This window comes from Hymenobacter sp. BT188 (assembly GCF_014333585.1).
Classification (GTDB): domain Bacteria; phylum Bacteroidota; class Bacteroidia; order Cytophagales; family Hymenobacteraceae; genus Hymenobacter.
Genome location: NZ_JACSCW010000003.1, coordinates 346776 through 362101, shown reverse-complemented (window position 1 = coordinate 362101; position 15326 = coordinate 346776). Strand labels below are relative to the sequence as shown.

Below are 15326 nucleotides of genomic sequence, written 5' to 3'. Positions count from 1 at the left end.
AACAAGGATAAATCAGCTTAATAAAACAATAATGTATTGGACCTAGTAAATACGTCTATATTTGATTGAATAGGTCGAATAATTTTAAGGAAATTACAGGCAACCTATCTAACCCTCACCTGCTTCCATTATGAAAAAATCAGAACAGGAGAAATCCGCTAAAAAGGCTAAAAAAGAGCCAGCGCCAAAAGAATCAAAGGCGGAACGTAAAGCGGCAAAATCAACGGCGCAAGCCACTAAGGCGCTAAGCGACGACCACACCATTGAGAAAGCCAGTCAGAAAAAGGCGCTCAAATCGGCGGCCAAGCAACTTCAGAAAGAACTGGATAAGCGGGTAAGCGATGTAGTAAAACGCATTCGCAAAGAAACGAAAGCTAAGCTGAAAGAAGTAGTAAAAGAAGCTACAAGACGCCTGGATCAGGATACGGAGCGCATGTTTGAGGAAGCGCTGCACACGATAGTACGTCATTACGACTCAGCCGACACGACAACCGACACCCCGGTTGCCCCCGCAGCGGCTCGTACGACTGCTGCCCGTAGCCGCAAGCCAGCGCCCAAGGCGACAGTAACAACGAACAAGGATGGCAGCCCCCGTAAAAGCCGCGCCACTTCACAAGGCTCAGGCAGCGCAGCAGCTACTTCATCTAATGGCAAACCCTCACCCACCTCACGCCGCCCCAGCGCCAGCACGCGCAAGCCAGCAGCCACTGCTGCCAAAGCCAGTCGCAAGCCAGCCGCCGAAACTCCGGTTCCGAGCGCCGACACCAACGGTGCCAGCTAGTTCTACTGCCCCAATTAATATCGAATGAAAAAGTCCCCCAGCGAGTATTCTACTTGGCTGGGGGACTTTTTTTATGCTTTACAATTATTTTAGAAGCCCGGCCGACGAATGGTATCGGCGGGGGCACCACGCAAGCGGCGCAGACGCGTTTCGGGCGTGCTAGTGTTGGGGTTGTTGGTGTTCACGTTTTCAATCCGCTGACGGGAGTTGGTTCCGGCAGCCTGCTCGCCTAGTTCCACCCGGCCAGGCGTCGCATCAGGCACAGCGGCACGAGTGCCGGTTCCGCTGTTGTAAGCCGCCTGCCGGTCAGCATCCGTCCGAATTTCAGTGGGCAGCGGGGCGCGGTCAACTTCAGCTGCCTGCTCCTGGGTGGCCGTGCAGGCGCCCGCCATAAATAGTAAGCCGGCAAGCCAGAATGCGTGCGTAGGAAGGCCAGTACGATAGGTAGACATAAGTTGGATGGCTTAATGCAGGTTCAGCGGCGAGCCTGCATCTACAACGCAACACGGTAGCAGAGGTTGGTTTAGCGGGTTGCCGTAGCTGCAGTGGTGGCTAAAGCCTTTCGAATCCCGTCCCAAAGCATTAAGCGGGCCGTCATGCACTGCACGGCCACGTCATGGCACTCCTGCCAGCGCCGGGAGCTATCCTGGCACAGCTCGCGCACCATTTGCTGGGCCAACGGCGTATGCACTTCCTCGTCGAGTTGAATATGGCGGTCGAAGTAATATGTGAGCGTATCAAACTTGCCGGGAAAGCGTTGGCGCAGGTCGCCAACCAAGTGGCGGAACATGGCCGGAATTACATCTTCGCGGCCAAAGGTGAAGGCTGCCGCGATAGCGTGCGTTTTTTTCGAGTCGATAATCTCAAACGTAGCCAGCACAAACTGCCGTACTGATGCGGGCACCTGCGCAATGGTAAGGGCCGAAGCTACCGTTTCGCCCGCGTCAAGAGCGGCAAGCAGACGATTAATTGGTTGCATATCAGCTCCACACTCTTCCATGGCCCGCAGGTACATCTCAAAGTGACTGGCCGGATTCCCATCCTGATCGACGTCGCTTTCTTCCTCCAGCACAATCTCGTTGATAAGCCGGCGGGTAACAGGATTTCCCTCGGGTACCCACGGCACTTTTACACACGTGAGGTCACGCTGCAGCGCTTTGAGCAAGGACATGAAATCCCAGACGGCAAATACATGGTGCTCCATAAACAGGCGTACATCCTCCAGGGAATGCAGGCTCCGGTACACGTTGTGGGCCACGAGCTGCTCGCGGGCCGGAGTTAGCTGCTGCTGCAAATCAGCAATAGAATTGATAGAAGGCATATGAGGAAAGAAGCTTTGGGTGCTGGCGAGCGGCACACATAGTAAAATCAGGAGTGATTGAGCGGATGCTTTACGGAACGTTGAGGTTCACTATGCGGATTGTACCGCTAAAACACGCTGAGGGGCAAAATGTCTGAGCATCTATAACAAAAAGCAACGGCCCACCTGCCTCAATAGCAAGTGGACCGCGCCGGGGGGCTTTTTTAGAATGGCCTATTGCTTCTTGAAAGTCATAGCCGCCGAATTCATGCAATACCGCTGCCCTGTAGGCTTAGGACCGTCGTCGAATACGTGACCAATGTGACCGCCACATTTGGCGCATACAATCTCGTCGCGGCTCATGCCGAAGCTGTTGTCTTTCTGCACTTTCAGGCTGGTAGCGGTGGCTGGAGCGAAGAAGCTGGGCCAGCCAGTGCCCGACTCAAACTTGGTCGCTGAGTCAAATAATTTATTGTCGCAGGCAGCGCAGTAATACACACCCTTTTCGTGGTTATCGTTGTATTTATTGGCAAATGGCCGCTCGGTGCCTTGCTCGCGCAACACCTTAAACTGCTCTGGCGTAAGCTGTTTGCGCCATTCAGCCTCCGTTTTGCGAACTGCAAATTCGTCGGCTTTGTTGGTCATGGGCTGAGCCATAGGATAGGCCTTGGCAGCGCCACCAAGTGTGGTAGCCGCCTGGGCCTTAGCGGTTGCCAGCCCGTCTTTTTTCTGCGAGCAAGCAGTGCCCAAGGTCAAAAAAGAAAGTGCCAGAACAAGGGCGTATTTACGCATCGCGGTAAAAATGAAGGAAGTGTAAATGAAACAGATGAGCAGCGCGCCACGGCGGCAGCTACTGGCACAACATACGCGGCCGGGCTTGGGTTCGGTTCGCGGAGGCGGGTGCTATTTCAGTTTCAAACAGTTAACATTTTCCTGTCTCTCATTTATCCGCTGACAATTGCGTACCTTTGCGCCCGCAAAAACCTTTGTATGCAGAACATTCGGAATATCGCAATTATTGCGCACGTTGACCACGGCAAGACGACGCTCGTGGACAAAATCATTCACGCCTCTAAGCTATTCGATGAGCACCAGCACTTCGACGACCTGATCCTGGACAACAACGATCTGGAGCGCGAGCGGGGCATTACCATCGTTTCCAAGAACGTATCCGTTCGTTATAAGGACGTTAAGATCAACATTATCGATACCCCTGGTCACGCCGACTTTGGCGGTGAGGTAGAGCGCGTACTGAAGATGGCCGATGGCGTGTTGCTGCTCGTGGATGCCTTCGAAGGCGCCATGCCCCAGACTCGCTTCGTTTTGGGCAAAGCCATTGACCTGGGTTTGAAGCCTATCGTGGTAGTAAACAAAGTGGACAAGGAAAACTGCCGCCCCGACGAGGTGCACGAGCAGGTTTTCGACCTTATGTTCAACCTCGGCGCTTCGGAAGACCAGCTTGACTTCGTGACCCTGTACGGTTCCAGCAAGCAAGGCTGGATGAGCACCGACTGGAAAGTGAAGACCGACAACATTATTCCGCTGCTCGACGCGGTTGTGGCTTCCATTCCTCCCGCTCCTACCCTGGACGGCACGCCCCAGATGCAGGTTACTTCGCTCGACTACTCGTCGTTCGTGGGCCGTATTGCTATTGGTCGTGTACACCGTGGCACGCTGAAAGAAGGCTCCAACATGAGCTTGGTGAAGCGTGATGGTACTATTAAGAAAGTAAAAATCAAAGAGCTTCACGTGTTCGAAGGCCTCGGCCGGAACAAGGTAGCGGAAGTTAGCTCGGGCGAAATTTGCGCCGTAACGGGTATCGAAGGCTTCGACATTGGCGACACGCTGGCCGATGCCGACAATCCAGAAGGATTGGCAGTTATCAGCATCGACGAGCCGACGATGAACATGTTGTTCACCATCAACAACTCGCCGTTCTTCGGTAAGGAAGGTAAGTTCGTGACCTCGCGTCACCTGCGTGATCGTCTGTTTAAAGAGACTGAGAAAAACCTTGCGCTACGCGTAAAGGAAACTGATAAGGAAGATACATTCTTGGTGTACGGCCGTGGTATTCTTCACCTGTCGGTACTGATTGAAACGATGCGTCGCGAAGGCTTTGAATTGCAGGTGGGTCAGCCCCAGGTGCTGTTCAAAGAGGATGACAACGGCAACCGCTTAGAGCCAATCGAGCACTTGGTAGTTGACGTACCAGAAGAAACTGCTGGTAAGGTTATCGAGCTAGTGACGATGCGTAAGGGCGACCTGACCATCATGGAGCCGAAAGGCGACTTACAGCACTTGGAGTTTAACATTCCGGCCCGTGGCCTGATTGGTCTGCGTAACAACGTACTGACTGCTACAGCTGGTGAGGCTATCATGAACCACCGCTTCCAGAGCTACGAGCCTTATAAAGGTGTAATTCCTGGTCGTATTGCTGGTTCGCTGATTTCGATGGATACGGGTGCTGGCACCGCGTACACCATCGACAAGATGCAGGACCGCGGTGAGTTCTTCGTTGATCCAGGTGAGGAAGTATATGCTGGCCAGGTTATCGGCGAGCACACCCGCCCCAACGACTTGACCATCAACATCCAGAAAGGCAAGAAGCTCACGAACATGCGTGCTTCTGGCTCGGACGAAAACGCTAAGATTGTTCCGAAGCGTCAGTTCTCGCTGGAAGAGGCAATGGAATACATCCAGAAAGATGAGTATCTAGAGGTAACGCCAAAGTCAGTACGGATGCGTAAGATTCTGTTGGACGAGAATGAGCGTTTGCGCTCTGCCAAGAAAGTAGACTAGTACGAATAATTATCTCTCCCTAAGAAGGGCGCAGCCAGTGGTTGCGCCCTTCTGTCATTTTAGGGAGTCATACTAGGCACTTTGCTCACTCCGCTTGTTATGAGACCATACCCGCTGCTATATCTTCCACTACCTTCTCAAAACCAGTGATAAAAAGCCCCCCAGGTTTGCCCCTGATGCAGCAGCGGTGGAGCCAATTGCTCTTCGCGCATTGGGCGCTAGATCCAGCGCTGCTGCGTCCTTACTTACCGGCGCGACTAGAACTGGACTTGTTCGAGGGACAAGCGTGGCTGGGCGTGGTGCCGTTTACTATGAGCCATATTCGGCCACTGGGCTTGCCGGCGGTGCCGGGACTCCATCATCTGCATGAGCTGAATGTCCGAACCTATGCGCGCCTTGATGGTGTGCCGGGCGTCTGGTTTTTGTCCCTGGATGCGTCGCTGGCGCTGGGCGTGTGGGCGGCGCGCACGTTTTTCCAGCTTCCCTATCTGCACGCCCGCATGAGCCTGACACAAACGGGTGACACGTTGCGCGCCACAGCTAAACGAACGCACCAAGGCATTGCCCCTGCAACTTTTGCGGCCACGTGGAAGTTGGGTGAAACTTTGCCCACGTCGCAGCCGGGCACTTTGCAGCACTTCCTCACTGAGCGTTACCATCTCTATACTGCCGGCCCGAATCTGATGCAAGCGGTGCGCGGCAACGATCTTTGGCGCGGAAAATTATTCCATGAGCCGTGGACGCTACGGGAAGCCAGCCTGAGAGAATGGGATTCCAACTTAGTCGAAAGCCATGGCTTGCCAACGCCTAGTGGTGAGCCACTCCTGTATGCCGCCGATACTTTGGATGTGTGGGTGCAGGAGTTCAAACGGGTATAAAAGCAGGTCATTTTGCCTCCCAGTAGATTCTCTGCGATATAACTTTTAAGTTAGGCCGAATAATATATAATCATACAATAGTAGCTTGCAGTATGAACTACGTACCCTTTACTGCTAGCCTATTTTTACTTATTGTATCGGGTTGCAGCTCCGCAGTGCAAGAGCAACGAGGGGAACCTCGCCAGAGTGAGAACGTGACGACTCCTCTGGTACCGAGCCCGGCGGCACAACCTACCTTCAATAAAACACTGAGTAACGATAATTTTACGGCTGACATCACGTCAACTACCCCAGGCACTCTGAACCTAACTGCTCGCCGTGCAGAGAGAAAAATAGCCGAAATTCGTGATTCAGTGTCGGGTGTAGTTACGGAGGCTGTAATTACTGATTTGAATCAGAATGAGCTACCTGAAATCTTGATATTTGTGCGCGGCGTTGGTGCCAACCCTCTCGGACAAGTATATGGATTTGAGTTTGCGGAACAGGAGTGGGAGCGCTTCCAACTACCTACTTTGCCTCCAGAAGCGGCAGATGGCTACCAAGGTTTTGATCTGTTTAGGATAGCTGACAACTATTTGATGCGCACTTTTCCCGTTTACCGACTCACCGACTCACCAACACTACCTTCCGGCGGCCAACGCACGGTGCGCTATACCCTCGACCATACGCTTCGGCTAACGGAAGTCACCATCGAAGACCATCCTTAGCGAAGCTGGGGGGCTTTTTTGTGGCGTACGCAGGCGTTTAATTATCTACCATTATAACGCCTTCCGCTACGCAGCTTATGCCCGAATTGGGCACATTAACAGCTAGTATATAAAATTGACATATTTGCTTCGCTTGCGACGCTAACTGTCTAAATTATAGCCTTATTTAGCCCTAGATTTCACAGGTCTGGCTTCAAATTATTGACGTGGCCGGAAGCGTCTTCTTTACCCGTTGTTTATTCTAATTTATGCGGCTGACTTTTACAGCTTTACTGAGCGTTTTCACTATTCTGACCAGCTTTGCTAACGCTCCCGCAACATCGGCATTTCAGTTTGTTGCCAACGCCGGACAATGGCCCTCTCAGGTACAATTTGCTACAGCAGTGCCTGGGGGGCATTTATTTTTAGAAAACAGCCAGTTTACCTACAACCTCCAGGCTCTGCCAGCCGAGTACGGCCACTCAGCTATCAGCACGGCCAAAGCAGTGCAAGGCCACGCCTTTCGGATGCGGCTGGTAGGTGCTCAACTGAAGCCTAAGACGCTGGGTCAAGAGCGACAGTCGACCTATCATAATTACTTCCTGGGCTCCGATCCTAAGAAATGGGCTTCCAAGGTGCCGCTATTTGCCGTAGTGCGGTACGAGCAAGTGTACGCCGGCGTAGACATGGTGTGGCACTCCGTGGATGGGCAACTGAAATACGATTACGAAGTAGCAGCCGGCGCCGACCCCAGCCAGATTCGGATGCGCTACGAAGGTCTCGACAAAATGGAATTGCATGACGGGCAGCTTCAGCTCCATACTCAATTGGGCGTGCAAGCGGAGCAAGCACCCGTAGCGTATCAGGTGCTGGCCAATGGGCAGCGGCGCCCTGTAGCCTGTCGTTTCCGCTTGTATGACAAAGAAGTGCGCTTTGAGCTGACAGAAAAGTACGACACCAAATTGCCGCTGATTATTGATCCGGCCCTCGTATTCAGTACTTATACCACCAACTCCACGTTTTTGTCGGCCAACTCGGCGGCGGGCGATGAGTACGGCAATATGTACACAGCGGGCTACACGCAAGATTCGACGTATCCGGTGACCATTGGCGCTTACCAAAGTCAGCAACGAGGCCAGAACATGGGTATTTCCAAGCTGGACCCGACGGGCCGAACCGTGCTGTTTGCTACTTATTTGGGAGGCAACAGCACAGAGTATCCGTTGGACATGACTATCACGGCCAAAAACGAGCTGATTGTGCTGGCTCTTTCAGGCTCCACCAATTACCCGGTTACTGCCACCACGTATGACAACACGTTCAATGGCGGCCAGGACTACGTTATTTCCCGGTTGAGTGCCGATGGCTCTTCCCTTTTGGCTTCCACCTATTTAGGTGGCTCAGGCTATGAAGGGGGCTCGCTTTCGTCTCGGCCGGCAACCGTTACCAGCACTCCCACCGGCGACGTACTGATAGGCGGGAATACGAACTCCCTTAATTTTCCCGTACGTAATGCGTTGCAGTCTACCCTTAAGAATAGCAGTACATCTGGTTTTCAGTCTGGTAATGATGGGTTTGTGACGTGCCTCAATGAAGCATTGTCGACGCTGCAATGGTCTACTTACTTAGGTGGCACCGGCGAAGATCAGGTACACGATATCAAAGTAGCTCCCGATGGTAGTATCTACGTCTGTGGTCAGACCGCTAGCGCCGATTTTTCGGTGGGCACTGGGCTGAACCGTACGTATCGGGGAGGACAGCTGGATGGCTTTCTGCTACACCTTAGTGCTACGGGTAATAACTTGCTGGGGGGCACTTTCCTGGGTACAGTGGCCACCGATCTGGCCCGCTTTATCGACTTTGATGCTGATGGACAGGTACTCGTGGCGGGTGCTACTGCCGGGAGCTACCCCGTTACGGATGGCGCTTACACTTTGCAGGCTCTGAATACGGAAAAGGTTTTTATACACTGCTTTAATCCCGCTCTGACCAGCACTATTTTCTCCACACAGATTTCCACCGCCATCAGCGGCTCCATAGTTTCTTCTACGCTGATAACGGCCTTCAACCTCGACGCCTGCAACCGCATCTACTTCTGTGCTTACGGCAGCACCAACAGTTCCCCCGTCACCCCAGATGCTTTTTCCAGTGCACAGCGCAGCATTTATTTAGCTGTTTTGAGCCCTGGAGCTCGGCGCCTGGAGTACGGCACTTATTTCGGTGGGCCTGTTAATGGAGGAACGCACTTACACGCGGCGGCCTCCAATGAGATTACGAAGCAGGGAGTGCTGTATCATATTGAATGCACCACTACTACAAGCTTCACCACGACGCCGGGCACTTACTCTCCCACTAAAACTATAAGCACCAATAGCGGAGCGGCATTCAAGTTTAATATGCTGCCTACGGGGGCTTCGCTGCCAACGCTGACGGCCGCGCTACCGCCGGTACCGACAGGTTGCGCGCCCTACACCGTTCAGTTCAGCAATGCCGGCAGTGGCGCCGAAACCTACGAGTGGGACTTTGGCGACGGTAGCCCGCTGGAAACCTCGGCCACGCCAGCCCACCGTTTCGAGCGCCCAGGCACGTATCAGGTTCGGCTGACGGTAACGCGCACGGGCGGCTGTGGTCCGCAACGCCTCACGACCACAACAACAGTAAGTGTTAGCGGCCCGGCGGCACCTTTGGTAGCAGCGGTGGCGGCTGTGCCGGCGGGTTGCGCCCCTTACACGGTTCAGTTCCAGAATACCAGCACCAGTACCGGCCCTGTTCGCTACGAGTGGAACTTTGGCGACGGCAGCGTAGAGACTGGAATTGCCCCCCAGCATCGATTTACCATGCCCGGCCGATATGTGGTGCGGCTTACGGCTGAGCAAGCCAGCCCTTGCGGCACTCAACGCAGCGTTAGCGAAACCATAGTTGTCGTCGACCCACCAGCGCCGGCGCTCGTGGCGGACTTTCAGGCACCTACCGCAGTCTGCGTGACTACTCCCGTGGAGTTTGTGAGCACTGGTGTGGGGGCAATGCGTTACCAGTGGAATTTTGGGGATGGCAGCCCGCTGGAAACTTCGGAAAAGCCGCTGCACCGCTTTCCCCGCGCGGGCACCTACCAAGTGCAGCTCACGGTGAGCCTCACAAATGTGTGCGGCAACAAGCAGGAAACCATCCGACGCAGCATTGTCGTGCAGGACCCGCCGGTGCTAGTGGAACGCGTCGACTCCCTGGACTGCCGCGCCCAACTCACGCTGGACGCTGGTATTGCGAGCAACAAGTATGAGTGGTCGACGGGGGAAACGACGCGGTCAATCATCGTGAAGACTGCCGGTATCTATCGGGTAAATGTGACCACAAATGCCCCCTGCCCTACTACAATTGCCTTTACCATCCAGCCCGCTGGCGAGCGGAATATATTCAACGTCATTACGCCCAACGGCGACCGGCGCAACGACACTTTTGTGCTTCCCTCGGAGCTTGGTATCCCGGAGCTGCGCATTTTTAACCGTTGGGGACAGGAGGTATACCAGAGCGCGGCTTACCGCAACGAGTGGCAAGCCGAAGGCCAACCCGCCGGCGTCTATTATTACCAGGTACGTCAGCCTCAGTGTGCGCTCACGCTGAAAGGTTGGGTTGAAGTTATTCGCTAACGGCTATGTAAGCCTTAATTTTGCCCCCCACGCTGGCGTACGGCCTCAAACGTCATGATGGCCGTGCAGGTGCTCACGTTTAGCGAGTCGATATAGCCGGCCATCGGAATCTTGATTTGGGCATCGGCGGCCGCAAGCCATTCGTCGCTGAGGCCGGTGGCTTCAGTGCCCATTACAATGGCGCTGGGACCGCTAAAATCCATGTTGGTATACAACTCTGTGGCGGCGGGCGTAGTGGCGTAGCTGCGAATACCATGTTGGCGCAGCCAGGCAACTACTTCGGCGGTGGGGGCGGCTACCACTTGGTTAGTAAACACGCACCCAATGCTGGCCCGAATCACGTTGGGATTGTACAGGTCGGTGCGCGGATCGCACACGATGACGACATCTACACGGGCCGCGTCGGCGGTGCGGAGTACGGCGCCCAGGTTGCCGGGCTTTTCCACTGCCTCCAGAATAATCAGGAGCGGGCTGGGGGGCAATTTCAGGTCGGAGAGGGCGCGGCGCGGCGGACGGGCCAGGGCAAGTATGCCATCGGAGCCTTCGCGGTAAGCCACTTTCTCAAACACCGCTTTCGACACGGTAAAATACTCGGGTCGGGGGGCAAATAATGTCTCTAGTTCCCGCTGTCGCTCCGGCTCAGCCAGCTCCGGACACACAAACAAAGTGGTTACCTCCACGCCGGCTTGCTGGGCAATAGTCAGCTCGCGGTAGCCCTCAATGATGGTCAGGTTTTGCTGCCGACGCTCAGCGGGCTTTTGCTGCAAGCGCAACAGGTTCTTGATGCGCGGATTCTGGGGGCTGGTAATCGGGTCGGGGGGCATTTTTCCGAAGAGATAAAAGCAATGCTATAAAGCCGGGCGGCACACAAAGGTAGACGCAAAAGCGGGCGAGCCATTCGCATCGCGTTTGACCGCCACGCCTATAAAAGTGCGAACTTTACCTTTTACCATCGTCACCGGTGCTTCTTCCCTCCTCGTTTTAATTGACATCAAGTGCGGCTAAATCTGAATACTAAAATCAGGCTGGGCTTTGGCATTGCGCTCATCGTGCTGTTGCTCACCTCCTTGCTGGCTTATATAAGCATTCAGCAGGTGGCGTATTACACTAATCGGGTGGAGCATACATACAAAGTATTGCAGCACGCCACCGAATTGCGCACGCAGATTCGCGATGCCCAAGCTGCCATTCGTGGCTACTTACTGCTGACCGACAAGTCTTACCTGAACAATTATGATGGTTTGACCACGAGTGTGCACGCCAGCTATCAAAGCCTACGTCATCTTACTTTTGACAATCCTTCCCACCAGCGGCGCTTAGATACGCTTGGCACGCTTCTAACCCAAGAAATTCTGTTGCTGGATAGCTGGCGCCAACGCCCACCTACCATCTACGCTGCCCGCGACCTAGTACGTAGCGACCGCCGCCAGTTGGAGGAGATTCGGGCAATCATTGCGCGAATTAAAAACTCAGAGGACCTATTGCTTCGCGAGCGTACACGCGACCGCGACATATGGGAGCGTATGGCTCCGATGGCCATTATCGGGTCGGCGGTGTTGGCTATTTTGATAGTACTCTGGCTATTTAGCCGCATCGTGCAAGAGCTTAAGGAGAAAGAAAGCCTACAGGCTGAACTGGCCGACGTGAATCGTACCACAACTCAGCGCATTCAGCTTATTGAAAACTTGGCTGAACAGGTGGTTCTCGGTGATTACAAAGTAAAAATCCGTGATAAAGAGCAGGATAGCCTCGGCAAGCTGGCTGGCTCTCTCAACCGCATGACCCAAACTCTCGATAATACCTTTGAGGCCTTAAATAAGCGTAATCTGGAGCTGGACCAGTTTGCCTACGTAGCTTCCCACGACCTGAAAGCGCCATTGCGCGGTATTGGGGCCCTGGTTAAATGGATGGAAGAGGAATTGTCGCACGAGTTGTCGGCGCAGATGCACGAGTATCTGAATATGTTGAAGGGCCGCCTCACCCGCCTCGATGACCTCATCAACGGCCTGCTGGCCTATGCCCGCGCCGGCCGGACCCAGCCGCTACCAGAGGAAGTAGATGTACGCGAGCTGGTAGCGGAAGTGGCCGAAATGGTCGTGCCGCACGGATTTACTGTCGATTTGCCCCCCAGCCTCCCTCCCTTCCTCACCGACCGGCTTAGTCTGCAACAGGTGTTTACGAACCTGCTCAGCAACGCCGTTAAGCACCACCACAGCGGCCAAGGTCACCTGAGTATCGGAGTTCAGGAGTTGAAAAAGGAATATGAGGTCAGCGTAACCGACGATGGTCCCGGCATTGCGCCGGAGTACCACGAAAAAATCTTCCAGATCTTCCAGACCCTGCGCGACCGGAATACGGCGGAGAGCACCGGAATCGGGCTCAGTATTGTGCGCAAGATCATCGAAGAACATAAAGGCAGCATTCGTGTACAATCGGTACCGGGTCAGGGTGCTACCTTTGTATTTACGTGGCCCAAAGCGCTGGCACCTGTTTCTCAGGTAATCACACCAGCTACTGTTCTATTTTAGTATTTGTTTAGCAAGCAGTTATGCGTTCTATTCTTCTTGTCGAAGACGACTTCTTTGATACAATGATTGTGGAGAAGTCCTTCGCCAAATTCAGTGTGCAACACAAGCTCTACACCGCCTTTAACGGCATCGAAGCGCTGGATATGCTGCTCGGACGCAATGGACAGGAGACAATGGAGCCGTTGCCGGAGGTGATTTTGCTGGATTTGAACATGCCCAAAATGAATGGGCACGAGTTTCTGGAGGAGCTGCGCAGTCAGCCCAAGCTGCGCGATATTCCCGTATTCATCACTACCACCTCAGCCATGGACGTGGACAGGCTAACTGCCCAGAACTTGGGCGTAGCCGGCTATATCTTGAAGCCCATCGACTTCGAAACGTCTACCGATATGGTTGATAGCCTGAGCTTGCTGGAAAAGCTGCTGAAGTAAAACTGACGGCGCAGGACTCTGGATGTGGAGTGCAAGCTGTGTCATAGCAATGAGGTGCACAGCAGCGTCGGGTTAAAATAAATGGTAGTTGTGCGGTACCACAACGCAACGCCGGGGCGCTTTTGTGACTCTTGTGTATAAAAGCCCCCCAGCATTCATTCAACGCGCATTTTAGCAGGTAGCTTCGGCTATGCTGGCCGGGGAATGAATATGTTTGGTGGGGGCTTTTCGGCATACTAAACCGACTTCTTCTATAGTTTTGTGAGCCTATCCTGCTGTTCACCTTACCGCCTTTTGCCTGCATGTCCAGCCGCTTTTTTCTTCTGGCTTTCCCCTTCTTAGTATTGTGTTCGGTGCCTGCGCTGGCGCAGGATGCCCCGCGCGAGTTGAACACGCTTCCGCAGCCCACGGCGCCAACCACCGCGCCCACTCGCACCAATCCTCCCTCTACGGTCAACAGGCCCCCGGTACTCCCCGACTCGGTGCGGGCCGAACAGCAGCGGCGCCGCCATGTTGCGCCGCCCGTCGAAACCACACGCTTTGCGGTGGGCCTCAAGGATGGCCGCGTATTTCAGGCGTATGATGTCGAAACCAAGCAGCCCATCTTCGGGAAGCCTTTTTTGCTGTTGGATGGACAGCAGCGCTTCGACCTGAACACCGTCAGCTACTACGACGACGAAACCGGCCACTATGTGCGCACGGTACTGCCGGGCCGCTCTACCCGCGAGACCACGCTGCGCCGCGACCGGGTGGGCCGCATCAGTCTGTATTCCATTACCAATACCCAATACGCCGGCAACTCGCCTTATGGCTATAGCCCCTACGGCTTCGGGCGCTACGGCTACGGCGGTATGGGTGGCTTTGGCGGCCCAATGTATCGCACTACCAAAACCGAGTACTTCAGCAAAGACAACGGTCCGATTGAAGACCTTAATCTGCGCAACCTCAGCATTGCTACGTCTGACTTCGCCGCTAGTCGGGGCTTGCTGGAGCAGGCGCGCAAGTACCAGACCTACAGTACGCTAAGCTACGTGGCGGCGGGAGGACTGGTAGCAGTAGGCTTGTTTGCCTCGTTTAACAATGCCTCGAGTGGGCGGCCCAGCGTGTCGCCGCTGGTATATGCGGGCATGCCGCTGTTCATTGTGCCGCTTATTATGCAGGGCAAGCAGCAGCGCAATATTCGCCAGGCTATTTCGCTTTATAATCGGGGGAATAACTAAGCGGCGGCAACCTCGGCTGGTATGGCTTGCGTAGGCAGTACTTGTGGAAACCCTCGCCCCCAATTTGCCCCCCGACTTTGCCGCTCGCCAGACGAAAGCCTTACTGGTACACGAGCGCCTGTGCGCCGAATATGGGGCGCCCTTCCGCTTTTTCAGCTCCAAAGACCCGCTCAGCGAGCTGATCAGCGCCTTGCTTTCGCATCGTACCCGCAACCAGGAGTCGCATAAGGCTTACCAGCAGTTGGTGGCCCAGTTTCCGACCTGGGAAGAAGTGCGCGATGCTCCCACGGAGGAAGTACAGGCGGCCATCAGCCCATGCACTTGGCCCGAGCAAAAAGCCCCCCGGATTCAAGCGGTGCTCCGCGAAGTCAGTACGCGCTGCGACGGACCCTGCGACCTAGATTTCTTAGCTGAAGTGCCAGTTACGGAAGCGCGGGCGTGGCTGGAGTCCATTCCGGGGGTGGGACCCAAAACCAGCGCCGCCACGCTGCTCTTCAGCACCTTGCGCTTACCGGCTATGCCCGTCGACAGCCACCATCACCGCGTAGCGCAGCGGCTGGCGCTTATCGGTCCCAAAGTGGGAACGGAGGCGGCGCATGCTTTACTATCCGAACTTTTGCCCCCCGACTGGTCGGCGCAGGAGGTGTACGACCACCACGAAGCCCTAATGTTTCATGGGCAGAAATGCTGCTACTTCACCGCGCCCGCCTGCCAGCGCTGCGTGGTGCTGGACCAGTGTCCGTTTGGGCAGACGCGCATGAGTGGCGGGCGTTCAATTGAGACTGTTGCTGATAAGTAAGCGCTGTTTATCTTTCGTCTTTCACCCTCTCCTTTTTTCCCATGAAACCGACCTACGGCGTACCCGCAATCTTTTCCTTCTTCATTCCCGGCTTAGGCCAACTCATTAAAGGCCAGATTCTAAAGGCGTTTCTTATCTGGGCACTTGGTGGTGTAGTCGGCTTCTTGCTGGCCTGGACGCTGATTGTGCCGTTCCTGATATGGGCCTGGAACGTGTACGACGCATATAACGCGCCCGCCTAGAGCCCGCACATCATACGC

At 54.7% G+C, this 15326-nt stretch carries 14 protein-coding genes; 10 read left to right on the top strand and 4 right to left on the bottom strand.

The window, feature by feature from the left end; all coding sequences use genetic code 11:
- The first annotated feature begins 130 nt into the window (after positions 1 to 130).
- Positions 131 to 781 (top strand): hypothetical protein, encoded by a 651-nt coding sequence (locus tag H8B13_RS09670; RefSeq protein WP_187310597.1) that lies wholly within the window; start codon positions 131 to 133, stop codon positions 779 to 781.
- 89 nt (positions 782 to 870) lie between these two features.
- Here the strand turns inward: H8B13_RS09670 and H8B13_RS09665 are convergent, their stop codons facing one another.
- The 3 genes from H8B13_RS09665 to msrB form a co-directional block, all read right to left on the bottom strand.
- On the bottom strand, positions 871 to 1233 hold the full coding sequence (locus H8B13_RS09665) for a hypothetical protein (RefSeq protein ID WP_187310596.1): 363 nt from the start codon (positions 1231 to 1233) through the stop codon (positions 871 to 873).
- Between the two features lie 71 nt (positions 1234 to 1304).
- A complete protein-coding gene (locus H8B13_RS09660) occupies positions 1305 to 2102 on the bottom strand; it encodes a DUF3050 domain-containing protein (protein ID WP_187310595.1) in 798 nt (265 codons plus the stop codon).
- 213 nt (positions 2103 to 2315) lie between these two features.
- A complete protein-coding gene (msrB, locus tag H8B13_RS09655) occupies positions 2316 to 2873 on the bottom strand; it encodes a peptide-methionine (R)-S-oxide reductase MsrB (protein WP_187310594.1) in 558 nt (185 codons plus the stop codon).
- Positions 2874 to 3071: 198 nt separating this feature from the next.
- Between msrB and typA the strand changes: the two genes are divergently transcribed.
- From typA to H8B13_RS09635, 4 genes are all read left to right on the top strand, one after another.
- Positions 3072 to 4880, top strand: coding sequence for a translational GTPase TypA (gene typA, locus H8B13_RS09650; RefSeq protein ID WP_187310593.1), 1809 nt, complete (start codon positions 3072 to 3074; stop codon positions 4878 to 4880).
- A gap of 146 nt (positions 4881 to 5026) precedes the next feature.
- Entirely contained in the window at positions 5027 to 5758 is a 732-nt protein-coding gene (locus tag H8B13_RS09645) for a YqjF family protein (protein WP_187310592.1), read from the top strand.
- Positions 5759 to 5850: 92 nt separating this feature from the next.
- Complete coding sequence (locus tag H8B13_RS09640) at positions 5851 to 6465, top strand: hypothetical protein (protein WP_187310591.1); 615 nt, start codon at positions 5851 to 5853, stop codon at positions 6463 to 6465.
- A 248-nt stretch (positions 6466 to 6713) separates the two neighbouring features.
- Positions 6714 to 10088 carry a PKD domain-containing protein gene (locus H8B13_RS09635; RefSeq protein WP_187310590.1) on the top strand — a complete coding sequence of 1125 codons (3375 nt, stop codon included), beginning with the start codon at positions 6714 to 6716 and terminating at the stop codon, positions 10086 to 10088.
- Positions 10089 to 10102: 14 nt separating this feature from the next.
- Here H8B13_RS09635 and H8B13_RS09630 read toward each other — a convergent pair whose 3' ends face one another.
- On the bottom strand, positions 10103 to 10912 hold the full coding sequence (locus H8B13_RS09630; protein WP_187310589.1) for a TrmH family RNA methyltransferase: 810 nt from the start codon (positions 10910 to 10912) through the stop codon (positions 10103 to 10105).
- A gap of 171 nt (positions 10913 to 11083) precedes the next feature.
- Here H8B13_RS09630 and H8B13_RS09625 point away from each other — a divergent pair, with 171 nt between their 5' ends.
- From H8B13_RS09625 to H8B13_RS09605, 5 genes are all read left to right on the top strand, one after another.
- Positions 11084 to 12616 (top strand): sensor histidine kinase, encoded by a 1533-nt coding sequence (locus H8B13_RS09625; protein ID WP_187310588.1) that lies wholly within the window; start codon positions 11084 to 11086, stop codon positions 12614 to 12616.
- A 20-nt stretch (positions 12617 to 12636) separates the two neighbouring features.
- Positions 12637 to 13047: a response regulator gene (locus H8B13_RS09620; RefSeq protein WP_187310587.1), complete on the top strand. Its 411-nt coding sequence runs from the start codon at positions 12637 to 12639 to the stop codon at positions 13045 to 13047.
- A gap of 302 nt (positions 13048 to 13349) precedes the next feature.
- A complete protein-coding gene (locus H8B13_RS09615; protein WP_187310586.1) occupies positions 13350 to 14267 on the top strand; it encodes a hypothetical protein in 918 nt (305 codons plus the stop codon).
- Positions 14268 to 14310: 43 nt separating this feature from the next.
- Positions 14311 to 15066 carry a Fe-S cluster assembly protein HesB gene (nth, locus tag H8B13_RS09610; protein ID WP_315985120.1) on the top strand — a complete coding sequence of 252 codons (756 nt, stop codon included), beginning with the start codon at positions 14311 to 14313 and terminating at the stop codon, positions 15064 to 15066.
- Between the two features lie 41 nt (positions 15067 to 15107).
- Positions 15108 to 15308, top strand: a complete 201-nt coding sequence (locus tag H8B13_RS09605; RefSeq protein ID WP_187310585.1) for a hypothetical protein — start codon at positions 15108 to 15110, stop codon at positions 15306 to 15308.
- Positions 15309 to 15326: the final 18 nt, after the last annotated feature.

What these genes read in the sequence shown, in the direction of transcription:
- H8B13_RS09670 (WP_187310597.1), top strand. Translation starts at nt 131, where the DNA reads ATGAAAAAATCAGAACAGGAGAAATCCGCTAAAAAGGCTAAAAAAGAG.
- H8B13_RS09665 (WP_187310596.1), bottom strand. Translation starts at nt 1,233, where the DNA reads ATGTCTACCTATCGTACTGGCCTTCCTACGCACGCATTCTGGCTTGCC.
- H8B13_RS09660 (WP_187310595.1), bottom strand. Translation starts at nt 2,102, where the DNA reads ATGCCTTCTATCAATTCTATTGCTGATTTGCAGCAGCAGCTAACTCCG.
- msrB (WP_187310594.1), bottom strand. Translation starts at nt 2,873, where the DNA reads ATGCGTAAATACGCCCTTGTTCTGGCACTTTCTTTTTTGACCTTGGGC.
- typA (WP_187310593.1), top strand. Translation starts at nt 3,072, where the DNA reads ATGCAGAACATTCGGAATATCGCAATTATTGCGCACGTTGACCACGGC.
- H8B13_RS09640 (WP_187310591.1), top strand. Translation starts at nt 5,851, where the DNA reads ATGAACTACGTACCCTTTACTGCTAGCCTATTTTTACTTATTGTATCG.
- H8B13_RS09635 (WP_187310590.1), top strand. Translation starts at nt 6,714, where the DNA reads ATGCGGCTGACTTTTACAGCTTTACTGAGCGTTTTCACTATTCTGACC.
- H8B13_RS09630 (WP_187310589.1), bottom strand. Translation starts at nt 10,912, where the DNA reads ATGCCCCCCGACCCGATTACCAGCCCCCAGAATCCGCGCATCAAGAAC.
- H8B13_RS09620 (WP_187310587.1), top strand. Translation starts at nt 12,637, where the DNA reads ATGCGTTCTATTCTTCTTGTCGAAGACGACTTCTTTGATACAATGATT.
- H8B13_RS09615 (WP_187310586.1), top strand. Translation starts at nt 13,350, where the DNA reads ATGTCCAGCCGCTTTTTTCTTCTGGCTTTCCCCTTCTTAGTATTGTGT.
- H8B13_RS09605 (WP_187310585.1), top strand. Translation starts at nt 15,108, where the DNA reads ATGAAACCGACCTACGGCGTACCCGCAATCTTTTCCTTCTTCATTCCC.